Raw genomic sequence first — 14108 nt, 5'->3', positions numbered from 1 at the left:
GATCAGCGCTGCGCCAGAAGCGCCCGGCAGCGCTCCTCGTGCTGGCTGATCTCCTCCAGCGTCACCTCGATGTCCTCCAACTGCTGCTCCAGCTGGCGGCGATGCTGGGCCAGCACTTCGAGGAAGGCCTTGAGCTGCGGCGTCGTGTCGGCGCCAGCGGCGTCGTACATGTCCACCAGCTGCTTGATCTCCTGCAGCGACAGGCCCAGGCGCTTGCCGCGCAGGGTCAGCTTGAGGCGGGTGCGGTCGCGGTGGGTGTAGACACGGTTGCGGCCCTCGCGGGCGGGGCTCAGCAGGCCCATGTCCTCGTAGAAGCGGATGGCGCGGGGCGTGATGTCGAACTCGGCCGCCAGCTCGGTGATGGTGAACAGGCGGGAGCCGCCTTCGGGCGACATGTCCTCGGCAGCGCCGGCCGCGCCCTCGGTTCCCGCGAGGGCTTTTGCTGGGGAACTCAGGTCGGACGAGGGGCTCATGGCTACACTGCACTGAATGACGTTTACGTTAACGTTAGTCTAAGCCCTTGCAGTCCATGGCCAATCCGCGCGAATCCGAACTGAGCTATCCCTGGGGTGAAGCCTTGCCCGAAACGGGCGGGCTCTTGCCCCTTGAACCAGGCCTGGCCTGGGTGCGCATGGGCCTGCCATTTGCGCTGGACCACATCAACCTCTGGCTGCTGCGCGACGAAATCGAGGGCCGCCGCGGCTGGACCCTGGTGGACTGCGGCGTGGCCAATGAAGCCACCCGCGGCCTGTGGGAGCAGGTGCTGAGCCAGGGCCTGCAGGGCGAGCCGCTGCTGCGGGTGCTGGTCACGCATTTCCACCCGGACCACCTGGGCCTCGCGGCCTGGCTCACCGAGCGCTTCAGCACGCCCGAGCAGCCCTGCCGCCTCTGGATGAGCGCGGCCGACTACAACCTGGCGCGCATCGCCAGCAGCTCCACCGTGGGCATGGGTGGCGAGACGGCCGCGGCCTTTTTCGCCAGCCACGGCCTCACGGACCCGGAAGCCCAGGCCAAGATCCGCGGCCGGGCCAGCTACTACCCCAGCATGGTGCCTGCCGTGCCGGCCAGCTACCGGCGGCTGATGCCCGGCCAGGTCCTTGAGATCGGTGGTGCTCGCTGGCGCTGCATCGGCGGCTACGGCCATGCACCGGAGCACCTGAGCTTCTTCCGCGAGGACGGCCCGCCTGTTCTCATCTCAGGCGACATGCTGCTGCCGCGCATCTCCACCAACGTCAGCGTGGTGGACGTGGAGCCGGAGGCCAATCCCCTGCAGCTCTACCTGGACTCCCTGGCCGGCCTGCTGGACCTGCCAGAAGACACCCTGGTGCTGCCCTCGCATGGCCGGCCCTTTCGCGGCCTGCAGGCGCGCGTGGCACAGCTGCAGGCGCATCACCGGGAACGGCTGGATGAAGTGCTGCAGGCCTGCACAGAACGGCCCTGCCATGCGGCCGAGCTGCTGCCCCTGCTCTTCAAGCGCCCCCTGGACCTGCACCAGACGACCTTCGCGATGGGCGAGTCCATTGCCCATCTCAACGCCTTGTGGCTGCAGGGCAGGCTCAGGCGCGAGCGCGGGAACGACGGCATCTTTCGGTTCAGCTCCTGATCCCTGCACCAAAGCCAGGCGCCAAAAGAAAAACCGCCGACGCTTGCGCGTCGGCGGAGTCCTTTTTGCTTGTCGATCGTCGTGGGCAGAGCCCTGGTTCGGTGACCCGCGGCTGATATCGAACGAATCAGCCTGGAGCCCCTCAACACGACCCAGGCAGAGCGGCCGCGTTGATCGCGGATCCTGGCTTTGCCGAAGGCCGCCCTGTTCCTCTCAGGGCGGCCGGGCCGTGTCGTGATGACAGCTTGCAGACGTGAGTGTGCGGTTGGCGGTCAGCCGGCGCCTATCCTCCTTAAGGGGGAAATCCGGATCAGGCCGGCATCACTCGCTGAAGCTGGGCAGGGCAGCCCGGCGCAGCTGCAGGCGGGCAGATTCATAGTCCGGCAGCACGGCGCCCACCACGGCCCAGAAGCGCGGACTGTGGTTCATCTCGTGCAGATGGGCGAGTTCGTGCACCACCACGTAATCGATGGTGGCCGGCTCAAAATGGATCAGCCGCCAGTTCAGGCGCACCGAACCATCAATGCTGGCACTGCCCCAGCGGGTCTGAGCCGAGGACAGGCGCAGGCGACTGATACGCACGCCCATCTGGGCCGCGAAATGCGCACAGCGCTGGGTGAATAGGCTGCGGGCCTGGGCCTGAAGCCAGCTGAGCACAGCATCGCGGATCTGCTCGGGGGCGGCCTGCTGGTGCAGCCCCAGGTACAGGGTCTGCCGCGGCACGCTGGCCAGGCTGGACTGGGGATCGGTTTGGCCAGAATCCAGCCTGGCCTTGAGCGGCAGGCGCTGCGCCGACGGATCCAGCACGATGATGAGGTCCTGGCCCAGGTACGGCACGACGCAGCCGTCCGCCCAGCGGATCTGCGCAGCCGCCAGGCGTTCGCTGCGTTCCTGCTGCTCCTGCAGCTTGCGCAGGATCCAGCCCGCCTTGTGCTGCAGGGCTCGCTCGATCTCGCCCACGGGCACCCACTTGGGCGCGCTGACACGCAGGCCGGCCTCGCTGATGGTGAAGCCGATGCTGCGGCGCCGGGCCCGGCGCAATTCATAGGCCACCTGTGCCGTCCCCAGCTGGACGCTGCGGGCGGGCGTTGCCGGAGGAGCTGGCGGCAAGGCGGCAGAAGGAGAAGGCGGCATGCTGGGACGGCGCGGCGGCCGGCTCAGGATAGGCGCCCCTGGGTCCTGGGGCGCCGATGCGGACGGCGGTCCAGGCTCCCGCTCAAACAGCGAGAGCTGAACGTACTGGAAGAGGCCGGCCAGGCGGTGCAGCATGGCCGCCAAGTTTACGGGCGGAAGCCGGGCCCTGCGAGGGGGCAGATCATCAATCGCCCGCCAGGGGTGACCGCAAGTCCGCCCTCAGGGACTGCTTCAAGCCTTGGCCGGCACCGCATAGGCCTCCGGATCCAGGCGTCGCATCTCGGACTCGATCCAGTCCTCCACCTGCTTCATCAGCTCGGCCGGCTCGCGCCCCACGGAGGGAATGGGCTGGCCGATGGAGATATCGACCACCCCGGGCCGCAGCAGAAAGCTCTTGCGCGGCCAGCAGCGTGCCGAGGTGGCGGCGATGGGCACCACCGGCACGCCAGTGGCCACAGCCAGGCGGGTGCCACCGGTCTTGTACTCGCCCTTCTGGCCGCGGGCGATGCGCGTGCCCTCGGGGAACATGATCACCCAGTTGCCCAGCTCGGCCATGCGCTTGCCTTGCCTGAGAACCTTCGCCCAGGCCTCCGAGCGGCGACCGCGGTCGATGTGGATCATGTCCATGCGTGCCATGGCCCAGCCGAAGAAGGGCACGTACAGCAGCTCGCGCTTGAAGACGTAAGCCATGGGATGGCTCATCAGGGCCGGGTAGGCAAAGGTTTCCCAGGTGCTCTGGTGCTTGGACAGCAGGATCACCGCCTTGCGGCGATCGGCGCGGCTGGGCAAGTGCTCCATGCCCTGCACACGGTACCTGACCCCGCAGATCACCTTGGCGCCCCAGATGGCCAGCGCCAGCCAGCCGGCGCAGGTCCAGTAGACCTTGTCTCCCCGCACGAACAGCGACAGCAGGACTGCAAACAAGGCCCAGGGGATGACAGTGACGATCAGGAAGAGGACAAAGATCAGCGAGCGGATCGCCGACAGCAGCAGGCTCAATTCAAGTCTCCGGGAACGGTGTTGGGGGACAGCTGTTCGCCGCGGGCACCGGCCCGGGCGCGCCGTTCTTCCTGGATCAGGTGCTCGGCGAAGCTGGCCAGGTTGTCATGCAGCCGCGCGCCCGGCACCTGGGCCAGTTGGGCCTGGATCTGGCCCTCGTCGGCCAGCCCCAGGCGCTCGCCGCGCAGCAGGTGGGGGATGCAGCCGGCGGCCTGCGCGGTCTGCAGGTCCTTGAGGCTGGCGCCGACCAGGTGCACCTGGGCCAGATCCACGTTGAAGCGCTCACCGATCTGGGTCACCAGGCCTGGCAATGGCTTGCGGCAGGTGCAGCCTTCGTCGGGTGCATGGGGGCAGAAGAAAACGGCGTCCAGCCGGCCGCCCTTTTCCGCCAGCAGCTGGTTGAGGCGCTGGTGCACGGCATTGAGCGAGGCCATGTCCAGCAGGCCGCGGCCGATGCCGGGCTGGTTGGTGGCCATCACCGTGTGCCAGCCGGCGTGGTTGAGCCGCGCCACCGCTTCCAGGGCCCCGGGCAGGGGCTCCAACTCGTCGACCGACTTGACGTGGTCGTCGCGGAAGCGGTTGATCGTCCCGTCTCGCCCCAGGATGACGAGTTTCATGCTGTGGCTGTGGTCGGAACGGGCGGGCATGGGATGCTCCTCAGGAAGCCAGGCGAGACAGGTCGGCCACGCGGTTCATGGCCCCGTGCAGGCGGTTCAGCAGGGCCTGGCGGTTGGCGCGCAGGGCGGTGTCCTCGGCATTGACCATCACACCGTCGAAGAAGGCGTCGACCGGGCCCTTGAGCGCAGCCAGGGCCTTCAGCGAGCCGGCGTAGTCGTGCTGCTCGAAGAGCGTGTCCGCCTGAGGCTGGACAGCGGCCAGCGCGGCGGCCAGGGCCTGCTCGGCGGGCTCCTTCAACAAGGCGGCATCCACGGCCGTGGGCAGCTCGCCTTCGATCTTCTTGAGGATGTTGCCCACGCGCTTGTTGGCGGCAGCCAGCGAGGCGGCCTCAGGCAGCGCTGCGAAAGCGCGCACGGCTTCGAGGCGGCGCGGCACATCGCCCAGGCGGCTGGGGCTCAGGGCGAGCACGGCGTCCACTTCCTGGGCGCTGTAGCCCTGGTCGCGCAACGAGACGGCCACGCGGTCCGCGAAGAAGCCCAGCAGGGCCTCGCGCGGGTTGCTGATCAGTTCGCCGAAGGCAGGCACGGCGGTGTCGATCAGCGCAGGCAGGTCCAGGGGCAGGTTCTTCTCGACCAGGATGCGGATCACGCCCAAGGCATGGCGGCGCAGGGCGAAGGGGTCCTTGTCGCCCGTGGGCAGTTGGCCGATGCCGAAGAGGCCCACCAGGGTCTCGAGCTTGTCGGCCAGGGCCAGCACGGTGCCGGTGTGGTTGCGCGGCAGGGCGTCACCGGCGAAGCGCGGCTTGTAGTGGTCCTCGATGGCGATGGCGACACCGTCGCGCAGGCCCTCATGGCGGGCGTAGTAGGCGCCCATGATGCCCTGCAGCTCGGGGAACTCGCCGACCATATCGGTCAGCAAGTCGGCCTTGGCCAGCTGTGCGGCCTGCTGCGCCTTGCTGTCCAGCACCTCGAACTCGTCGCGGGCCTCGACGGTGTAGGGCACGGTGGCCATGCGCAGCATATTCACGATGCCGTGAGCAATGGCGCGCACGCGCTCGGCGCGGTCGCCCTGGCTGCCCAGCTTGCCGTGGTAGACCACCTTGGCAAGACCTGGCACCCGATCGGCCAGGGTCTTCTTGCGGTCCTGGTCATAGAAGAACTTGGCGTCCGAGAGGCGCGGGCGCACCACGCGCTCGTTGCCGCCGATCACCGCGCTGGCATCCGCCGGGCGGATGTTGGAGACGACGAGGAACTTGTGCGTCAGCTTGCCCGCTGCGTCCAGCAGGGGGAAGTACTTCTGGTTGGCCTTCATCGTGAGGATGAGGCATTCCTGCGGCACGGCCAGGAACTCGGGCTCGAACTGGCAGGTCAGCACATTGGGGCGCTCGACCAGGGCGGTGACCTCGTCCAGCAGGGCCTCGTCCTCGATGGGCTTGAGGCCTTCCTTGGCAGCAGCGGCATTGAGCTGGGCCTGGATCTCTGCCCGGCGCTCGGCAAAGCTGGCGATCACGGCGCCCTGCTCGCGGAGCTGGCTGGCATAGCTGTCAGCGCTCTCGATGGACAGGCGCGGCTGCGCGGCCTCGAAGCGGTGGCCCAGGGTCTCGCGGCCGGACTGCAGGCCCAGCGTGGCGACGTTCACCACGCTCGTGCCATGCAGCGCCACCAGGCCATGGGCCGGGCGCACGAAGTGGACGCTGCTCCAGCCGTCAGCCAGTTGGTAGCTCATCACCTTGGGGATGGGCAGCTTGGCCAGGGCCTCGTCCAGCGCCTTCTGCAGGCCTTCGGCCAGGGTGGCGCCGGCCACGACGGAATCGAGGAACAAGGCCTCGGCCTTGCCGTCCGGCAGGCGCTTGAGCTGGGGCACGACGCTGGCGTCGGCGCCCAGGCTGGCCAGCTTCTTCAGCAGTGCCGGCGTGGGCTGGCCGTCGGCGGCCAGGGCCACGGCAAGGGGCATGAGCTTCTGCTGCACAGCGCGGTCAGCGGCCTTGGCGGCCACCGCGGTCAGGTGCACTGCCAGGCGGCGCGGCGAGGCGAAGGGCGTCACGGCGGCATCAGGCGCAGCCAGGCCCTGGGCCTGGAGGCTCTCGGCCAGCACGCTGGCGAAGGACTCGCCCAGCTTCTTGAGCGCCTTGGGCGGCAGCTCTTCGACAAACAGTTCGACGAGGAGGTTCTGCGGGGTGCTCATAGGTATCAGGCCGCCTTCTTTGCGTTCTTTTCAGCTTGCTTGGCGAGGTTCGCCAGCACTTCCTCGCCCCAGGCCTTGGGCGCCATGGGGAAGCCCAGGCGGGCCCGGCTGTCCACATAGGCCTGCGCCACGGCGCGCGCCAGATTGCGGATACGGCCGATGTAGGCAGCCCGCTCAGTCACCGAGATGGCGCCGCGGGCGTCCAGCAGGTTGAAGGTATGGCCGGCCTTGAGCAGTTGCTCGTAGGCGGGCAGGGCCAACTGCTGCGTCATCAGGTGCTGCGACTGCTTCTCGTGCGCGGCGAAGGCCTGCAGCAGGAAGTCGACGTCGCTGTGCTCGAAGTTGTAGGTCGACTGCTCGACTTCATTCTGGTGGAACACATCGCCGTACTTGATGTCGGGGGCCCCATTCTTGCCCTCGACATAGACCAGGTCGTACACCGACTCCTTGCCCTGCAGATACATGGCCAGGCGCTCCAGGCCGTAGGTGATCTCGCCGGTGATGGGCTTGCAGTCAATGCCGCCGACCTGCTGGAAGTAGGTGAACTGCGTCACCTCCATGCCATTGAGCCAGACCTCCCAGCCCAGGCCCCAGCAGCCGAGGGTGGGGTTCTCCCAGTCGTCCTCGACGAAGCGGACGTCGTTCTTCTTCAGGTCGAAGCCCAGGGCCTCCAGGGAGCCGAGGTAGAGCTCCAGGATGTTGGCCGGCGCGGGCTTCAGGACCACCTGGAACTGGTAGTAGTGCTGCAGGCGGTTGGGGTTCTCGCCGTAGCGGCCGTCCTTGGGCCGGCGGCTGGGCTGCACATAGGCCGCATGCCAGGGCTCGGGGCCCAGGGCGCGCAGGAAGGTGGCGGTGTGGCTGGTGCCGGCGCCGACCTCCATGTCATAGGGCTGCAGCAGGGCGCAGCCTTGGGCGGACCAGTATTCCTGAAGTTTCAGAATGATTTGCTGGAAGCTCAGCATGGTGGTGTACGGCGGTAAGGCCCGGCTGCAGCCGCGACAGCGGCACGGGCGTTGAAGGAAGCGGCCCATTCTACGGGCGCCCATGGCGGGCGCCGGGCGCGATGGATCAAGCGCCCGGCGCACGCCGACGCAAGGCCAGCACGGCGGCAAGGCCCAGACCCCACACTGGCCACAGGCCCAGGGCAGCCAGCCAGCGCGCATAGGGGGTGGCGCCGGTCCGGCCTTCGACCTGAACCTCCAGAACACCCGGCACCTCGGCGGGCAGCCGGCCGATCACCCGGCCCTGGTGATCGATGGCGGCGGTAGCGCCGGTGTTGGTCGAGCGCACCAGGGGCCGCTGGAATTCGAGCGATCGCATCTGCGAGAACTGCAGGTGCTGATCCTGCACCATGCGCGGGCCGAACCAGGCGAGGTTGCTGGCGTTGGCCAGCACCGTGGCGGCCTCGGGGCCCACCAGGCTCTGGGCGAAGTCCTCACCGAACAGGTCCTCGTAGCAGATCAGGGGGCGGATGCGCTGGCCGTCCAGCACCAGGGAACGCTGATGCGTGCCCGTGGCCTGGTCGTCCAGCGGGATGCGCAGGGCCTGCACGAACCAGTGAAAGCCTGGCGGGATGAACTCGCCAAAGGGCAGCAGGTGGCGCTTACCGTAGCTGTAGGGATTGCCGTCCGGCTGTGCCGGCGCGCCGATGGCGACCAGCGAATTGACAAAGCCGCTCTTGGCGTCCCCCAGGAAGCTGCCCAGCAGCAGGGGGCGCACCTGGCCGATGGCGGCGATGCGCTGCACCACCTCGGGCTCCAGGTAGGCCAGGGGCAGGGGCACGACGGACTCCGGCGTCAGCACCAGTTGGCCGCGGGCGCTCTCGGCCTGCTTCAGCAGGGCGTCCAGGTTCTGGTCCCAGCGTTCACGGTCGAATTTCTGATCCTGCGGCACATTGGGCTGCAGCAGCGAGAGGCGGATCGTCCCGCTGCTCTGCGTGAACGCCGAGGGCAGCAGCGCAGGCACGGCGACCAGCACCAGCGTGCCCGCCAGCGGCCGCCAGGCCCCTTCCAGCGCCAGGGCCGCCAGAGCCGCAGCCAGGCCCGCCGCCAGCGCGGTGATGCCATAGACGCCGAGCCAGGGCGCCCAGGCGGCCAAGGGACCGGCGGCATGGGCATAGCCGCTGGCGATCCAGGGGAAGCCGGTCAGCCACTGCGCCCGGGCCAGCTCGGCCAGCAGCCACAAGGCCGCGAACAGGCCCACCCGAGCGCAGACTCCGGCGCGCCGCCACCGGGCAAAGGCCCACAGGGCGCCAGCGTAGTAAAGCGAGAGAAACGCCGCCAGCAGCAGCACCGCCGTCACGGCGAAGGGCGCTGCCAGATGGCCGTGCTCATGCAGGCTGATGTACAGCCACCACAGGCCACAGGCCAGCCAGCCCAGGCCGAAGCAGAAGCCGGACCACGCCGCGCGCCGCGGCGAGGCCTCCCAGACCAGGGCCGCCAGCAGGGCCAGCGCCAGCGGCTGCAGCCACCAGGCCTGCGTGGGTGCGAAGGCCGCCGTCTGGAGCGCGCCGGCCAGCAGGGCCAGCAGCAGCACGGCGCCCGGAACCAGGCCGGCCATCCAGCGGGCCAGGCGCGTCGGACCCCTCATCCAGCCAGCTCAGCCGTCGGTGCGGCGGGCAACCGGGTGACCTTGAACCAGCGCACCGAGCCGCCTCGCGTCAGCATCACGCTGAAGCTCAGGCCGCCCAGTTCGACCACCTCACCCCGGCGCGGCACGCGACCATGCTCATGGGCCAGCAGGCCGCCGATGGTGTCGAAGTCCTCGTTGGCCAGTTGCAGGCCGAAGGTCTCGTTGACGGCGGCGATCTTGGTGTCGCCAGCAACGCGCTGGCTGCCATCGGCCAGGGTGTAGATGCCGGCGTCGTCCGCCTCGTCCACATCGAACTCGTCCTCGATCTCGCCGACGATCTCTTCCAGCACGTCCTCGATGGTGATCAAGCCGGCCGTGTTGCCGAACTCGTCGATCACGATGGCCAGATGGCTGCGGTTGGCGCGGAAGTCACGCAGCAGCTCATTGAGGCCCTTGCTTTCCGGCACGAAGACGGCCGGGCGCAGCAGGGTGCGCAGATTGAGCTCGGGCGCGCGCTGTAGCTTCAGCAGGTCCTTGGCCATGAGGATGCCGATGATGTTGTCGCGCTGGCCTTCGTAGACGGGGAAGCGGGAATGGCCGGTGCCGATCACCATGGCCAGCAACTCCTCGTAGCTGGCGTCGATGGACAGCAGGTCCATGTGCGGCGCGGCCACCATCACGTCGCCGGCGCTGAGCTCGGCCATGCGCAGCACGCCTTCCAGCATCTGGCGGGACTCGGGTGCAATCAGGGCGCGCTCTTCGGCATCGGCCAGGGCTTCGAGCAGCTCGCGGGTGGAGTCAGGCCCGGGGTGGAGGAATTCCAGCAGGCGTTCGAGCAGATTTCTCTTGGCCACGGGCGATTCCGCTCCGGGCCTCGTACCCCCACTCTTGCCGTGGGGGTATCGACTAGGCTGTGGTTCAGACACAGGCACTCGTGTCGTAGTTGGGGGACGCAAAGAATAACCGATTGACTTTGACAGGGACTTGAATGACAGTCGGCCGCCCCCATTTATCGGGGCCTCTGTCTATTTTTCTCCGGGCGGCTGCCGTCGCCTGCGCCAGCCATGTCTCAAGGTACCTCCCCTGGTTTGATCCCCGCCACCATCCTCACCGGCTTCCTGGGCTCGGGCAAGACCACCCTGCTCAAGCGCGTGCTGTCGGAGGCCCATGGCCAGAAGATCGCCGTGATCGAGAACGAGTTCGGCGAGGAGAACATCGACAACGACATCCTGCTCACCGAGACCAAGGAGCAGATCATCCAGATGAGCAACGGCTGCGTCTGCTGCACCATCCGCGAAGATCTGCGCACCACGCTGTCGGACCTGGCGGCCAAGCGCCGCAAGGGTGAGGTCGAGTTCGACCGTGTGGTCATCGAGACCACCGGCCTTGCCGACCCGGGCCCCGTCGCCCAGACCTTCTTCATGGACGACGAGATCGCCGAGAGCTACCTGCTGGATTCCGTGCTGACCTTGGTGGACGCCAAGCATGCCGAGGAGCAGCTCAATACCCGCCAGGAGGCGCGCCGCCAGATTGGCTTCGCGGACCAGATCTTCCTGTCCAAGACCGACCTGTGCGAGCCCGCCGCCGTCGACGCCCTGGCCCACCGCATCAAGCACATGAATCCCCGAGCTCCGCAGCAGCGCGTGCACTTCGGCGAGGTGGAGTTGGCCCGGGTGTTCGACCTGCGCGGCTTCAACCTCAACGCCAAGCTGGAAATCGATCCCGACTTCCTCAAGGCCGACGACCACGATCATCATCACCATGCCCATGGCGAGCACTGCGACCATGACCACGAGCATGGCGAGCACTGCGACCACCCTCACCACCACGCCCATGACGACGACGTGAAGTCCTTCGTCTACCGTGCCGAACGCCCCTTCAATCCTGCCAAGCTGGAGGAGTTCCTGGGCGCCATCGTGCAGGTCTACGGCCCCAAGATGCTGCGCTACAAGGGCGTGCTCTACATGAAGGGCACCGACAAGAAAGTGATCTTCCAGGGCGTGCACCAGCTGATGGGCTCGGATTTGGGTCCGCGCTGGATGCCCGGCGAGAAGAAGCAGAGCAAGATGGTCTTCATTGGCATCGACCTGCCCAAGGAGATCCTGCTGCAGGGACTGGAAGGCTGTCTCGCCTAGTGACACACTCTCTCAGTTGGGCACCGCAGGCTGTGGCTACAATCCGCGGCGCCCAAAACCGACCCGGGAGCTGGCCTCGTGCCTGCCCTGGGAGCCGGCCCTGATCCCCATGGGGATGGCCCTGCCCCTCAAAGGCAGGACATCCGGGTCAGCAAAAGTTTGGCGAAGCTGGTCCCCAGAACTGGTCCCGTTGGCGAAAGTGCCCTTTGAAGCAGGTATAAAGAGCCTGCGAGGAGACTGAAAGTGAGCAAGACCCAGGCCCCGAAATCCACCGCTGCCCCGGCTCCGGCCGCTGCGCGGTCGGCAACCAAGGCCAGCAAATCTGCCGCCAAGGCCAGTGCCGCCCCATCCGGCGACGCCGACACTGTGGTGACGGAGGCTCCGGCCGCCGCCAGCCGCTTCGCCGATCGCTTCGCCCCCCCCAAGCCGCCTGCGCGGTCCTCGAGTAGTCCCTTGATTGAAACGCCCCGCCCTGCCGTGAAAGCCGACCCCAAGCTCGCGAACGCCTGGAAATCCAAGCCAGGCAACGAACTGACCGACGCCGAAGTCCTGGCCATGCCGGACAGCGAGTACATGAACGACAAGCAGATCGAGTTCTTCCGCGCCAAGCTGAATGAACTCAAGGAGAGTCTGCTGTCCAATGCCGGTGAAACCACCGAGCATCTGCGCGAAGACACCTCCATCGTCCCCGATCCGGCCGACCGCGCCACCATCGAGGAAGAGCATGCCCTGGAGCTGCGCACCCGTGACCGCGAGCGCAAGCTGCTGAAGAAAATCATGCAGTCCCTGCAACGCCTGGACAGCGGTGAATACGGTTACTGCGACGAGACCGGTGAGCCCATCGGCCTGGGTCGCCTGATCGCCCGTCCGACGGCCACGCTGTCGCTGGAAGCTCAGCAGCGCCGTGAGCTGAAGCAGAAGATGTTCGGCGACTGAGTCGCCACGATCCGCCTTTGCCGGCCCCCCGTCCCAGCCCAGCAGGAAACGCATGACCGACCCCAAGGACAGCGAGAGCTTCTTCCGCAAGGTCGCGCGCTTCGTCGCCAACCCGACCACCGACTGGGCCGAGATCAATTCGCGCCAGGATGACCCGCAGGCCGACGCCGCCAAGGCCGAACTTCGGGCCATGGTCGAGCGCAAGCGTCGCAACGACTTCGTTCGCAAGCGCGAGCTCGACATGCTGCGGCGCATCCGCCGAGAGGGCCTGTCGCCCGAGCAGTTGGCCGCCCTGGGCGCTTCCTCGTCCCGCATGGACGAAGTGGAGCGCATGAACAGCGACATGGGCCAGCGGGTGGACCTCCAGGTCAAGGCCAAGATCGACGAAATCGAGCAGCAGATGGTGGGCGAGAGCTTTGCCCGGGCACCATCGCCCCCCTCCTCGGGCTTCTTCGAGACCAGCACGCGGGCGGCGGCCTTCGCGCCGACCATGCCTGCGGTCCCGAACACCGAGATCCCCCGTGGAGCCGCTGCTCAGCCGCAAGCGCCGTCCTCGCCGGCTCCGAGCCGCGAACGGCCCAGCAACGTGCCTGTTCCTGCGGCCGCCGTGGTGGACACCAAGCTCCCTCCCCCCGTCGAAGGCCCGCCCAGCGAGCTGCCGGCACTGATGCCCATGACCCCGGGCCTGAGCTTCCGCATGACGGAGAGCGCCGCCATCGAGGTCAACGAGCTCGTGCACGACGCGGAGCTTGACGAGGCGGTGATCGCCTTCGCCAATGCCGACAACGACAGCTGCGAGCGCGCTCTCACCGAACTGACCCAGCCCGGCGGCAGCCGCAATCTGCATGCCGAGACCTGGCTGGTGCTGTTCGACTTCTACCGGGCCACCGGCCAGCAGGGCAAGTTCGAAGCCCTGGCGGTGGAGTACGCCCAGCAGTTCGGACTCTCCGCGCCGCAGTGGTTCTCCATGCCCAAGCTGGTGGCGGAGCAGCAACGCAAGGTGCGTCCGCCCAAGGGCAGCCCAGGTGCGGTCTGCTGGTCCGCGCCGGCCTATCTCGACGCCGACGCCGTGCAGCAGATGCGCTCGCGTTGCGAGTCCTCGCCCATGCCCTGGGTGTTGGACTGGAAGGATCTGCAGCAGCTGGACACCGAAGGCTGCGCCAAGCTGCAAGCCGTATTCAAGGATTGGTCTAGGCAAGTGCTGGACATCCGCTGGCTGGCCGGCGACCAGTTCCTGCAAGTGCTCAAGGACATGGCGCCGGTGGGTGTCCGCGACGTCGACCCGGCGCTGTGGATGTTGCGCATGGAAGCGCTGCGCCTGGTCAACCGCCCGGACCAATTCGACGAGGCGGCCATCGACTACTGCGTCACTTACGAGGTCTCGCCGCCGTCCTGGGAAAAGGCCAAGTGCCTGGTCCGTGTCAGCGGCAACAGTCTCTCCACGCAAGGCCCGACCCCCACCACGCAGCAGCAGGCCCTGGAGGCCCAGAGCACATTCCTCGAGACCAGCCTGGGCGAGCAGACCAAGCTGGGTCAGGCGGTGCAGCTGGAGCTCAGCGGCCAGCTGCATGGCGACATCAGCGAGACGCTCAAGCTCATGAGCAGCGAGCTGGGCGCCGCCTCGCTGATCGAGGTGTCCTGCCCCGCCCTGATCCGTCTGGACTTCATGGCCGCGGGCGACCTGCTGAACTGGGTGCTCAGCCGGCGCAGCGAGAACCGCAATGTGGTCTTCAAGGACACCCACCGCCTGGTGGCCCTGTTCTTCGGCGCCATGGGCATCAACGAGCACGCGCGGGTCAAGGTCAGAACTGTTTAAGACATCCCCCCTACCGGCTTCGCCGGCCCCCCAGGGGGCAACACCGACCGCCCGGCAAAGCCGGATCGGCGGTGTTCGCGCGGGGCGAGCACCGGCTGCGCCGGGTGCTCTT

At 67.7% G+C, this 14108-nt stretch carries 12 protein-coding genes; 4 read left to right on the top strand and 8 right to left on the bottom strand.

The window, feature by feature from the left end; translation table 11 throughout:
* Positions 1 to 2 precede the first annotated feature (2 nt).
* Entirely contained in the window at positions 3 to 395 is a 393-nt protein-coding gene (locus tag ACS5PK_RS11695) for a MerR family transcriptional regulator (protein WP_439440575.1), read from the bottom strand.
* Between the two features lie 134 nt (positions 396 to 529).
* Between ACS5PK_RS11695 and ACS5PK_RS11690 the strand changes: the two genes are divergently transcribed.
* Complete coding sequence (locus ACS5PK_RS11690; protein WP_439440416.1) at positions 530 to 1603, top strand: MBL fold metallo-hydrolase; 1074 nt, start codon at positions 530 to 532, stop codon at positions 1601 to 1603.
* Between the two features lie 321 nt (positions 1604 to 1924).
* Here ACS5PK_RS11690 and ACS5PK_RS11685 read toward each other — a convergent pair whose 3' ends face one another.
* The 7 genes from ACS5PK_RS11685 to ACS5PK_RS11655 form a co-directional block, all read right to left on the bottom strand.
* On the bottom strand, positions 1925 to 2872 hold the full coding sequence (locus tag ACS5PK_RS11685; protein WP_439440415.1) for a M48 family metallopeptidase: 948 nt from the start codon (positions 2870 to 2872) through the stop codon (positions 1925 to 1927).
* 96 nt (positions 2873 to 2968) lie between these two features.
* Positions 2969 to 3736, bottom strand: coding sequence for a lysophospholipid acyltransferase family protein (locus ACS5PK_RS11680; protein ID WP_439440414.1), 768 nt, complete (start codon positions 3734 to 3736; stop codon positions 2969 to 2971).
* Positions 3733 to 4383 (bottom strand): D-glycero-beta-D-manno-heptose 1,7-bisphosphate 7-phosphatase, encoded by a 651-nt coding sequence (gene gmhB, locus ACS5PK_RS11675; protein WP_439440413.1) that lies wholly within the window; start codon positions 4381 to 4383, stop codon positions 3733 to 3735. The genes ACS5PK_RS11680 and gmhB overlap by 4 nt, the downstream gene beginning before the upstream one ends.
* Positions 4384 to 4393: 10 nt before the next feature.
* Positions 4394 to 6538 (bottom strand): glycine--tRNA ligase subunit beta, encoded by a 2145-nt coding sequence (glyS, locus tag ACS5PK_RS11670; protein WP_439440412.1) that lies wholly within the window; start codon positions 6536 to 6538, stop codon positions 4394 to 4396.
* A 5-nt stretch (positions 6539 to 6543) separates the two neighbouring features.
* The gene (gene glyQ / locus ACS5PK_RS11665; RefSeq protein ID WP_439440411.1) at positions 6544 to 7500 is read right to left on the bottom strand and encodes a glycine--tRNA ligase subunit alpha; all 957 of its coding nucleotides are present in this window, start codon (positions 7498 to 7500) and stop codon (positions 6544 to 6546) included.
* A 106-nt stretch (positions 7501 to 7606) separates the two neighbouring features.
* Positions 7607 to 9127: an apolipoprotein N-acyltransferase gene (lnt, locus tag ACS5PK_RS11660; protein WP_439440410.1), complete on the bottom strand. Its 1521-nt coding sequence runs from the start codon at positions 9125 to 9127 to the stop codon at positions 7607 to 7609.
* Complete coding sequence (locus tag ACS5PK_RS11655) at positions 9124 to 10035, bottom strand: HlyC/CorC family transporter (protein ID WP_439440409.1); 912 nt, start codon at positions 10033 to 10035, stop codon at positions 9124 to 9126. Before ACS5PK_RS11655 ends, lnt begins: the two co-directional genes overlap by 4 nt.
* Before the next feature lie 138 nt (positions 10036 to 10173).
* Here ACS5PK_RS11655 and ACS5PK_RS11650 point away from each other — a divergent pair, with 138 nt between their 5' ends.
* The 3 genes from ACS5PK_RS11650 to ACS5PK_RS11640 all read left to right on the top strand — a co-directional run bounded on the left by ACS5PK_RS11650 (position 10174) and on the right by ACS5PK_RS11640 (position 13996).
* Positions 10174 to 11244, top strand: a complete 1071-nt coding sequence (locus ACS5PK_RS11650; protein ID WP_439440408.1) for a CobW family GTP-binding protein — start codon at positions 10174 to 10176, stop codon at positions 11242 to 11244.
* Positions 11245 to 11487: 243 nt separating this feature from the next.
* The gene (gene dksA, locus ACS5PK_RS11645) at positions 11488 to 12180 is read left to right on the top strand and encodes an RNA polymerase-binding protein DksA (RefSeq protein ID WP_439440407.1); all 693 of its coding nucleotides are present in this window, start codon (positions 11488 to 11490) and stop codon (positions 12178 to 12180) included.
* Positions 12181 to 12232: 52 nt separating this feature from the next.
* A complete protein-coding gene (locus ACS5PK_RS11640; RefSeq protein WP_439440406.1) occupies positions 12233 to 13996 on the top strand; it encodes a hypothetical protein in 1764 nt (587 codons plus the stop codon).
* Positions 13997 to 14108 lie beyond the last annotated feature (112 nt).

This window comes from Roseateles sp. DB2 (genome assembly GCF_051857535.1).
Classification (GTDB): Bacteria; Pseudomonadota; Gammaproteobacteria; order Burkholderiales; family Burkholderiaceae_C; genus Roseateles_B.
This window is presented reverse-complemented; position numbering and strand designations above follow the sequence as displayed.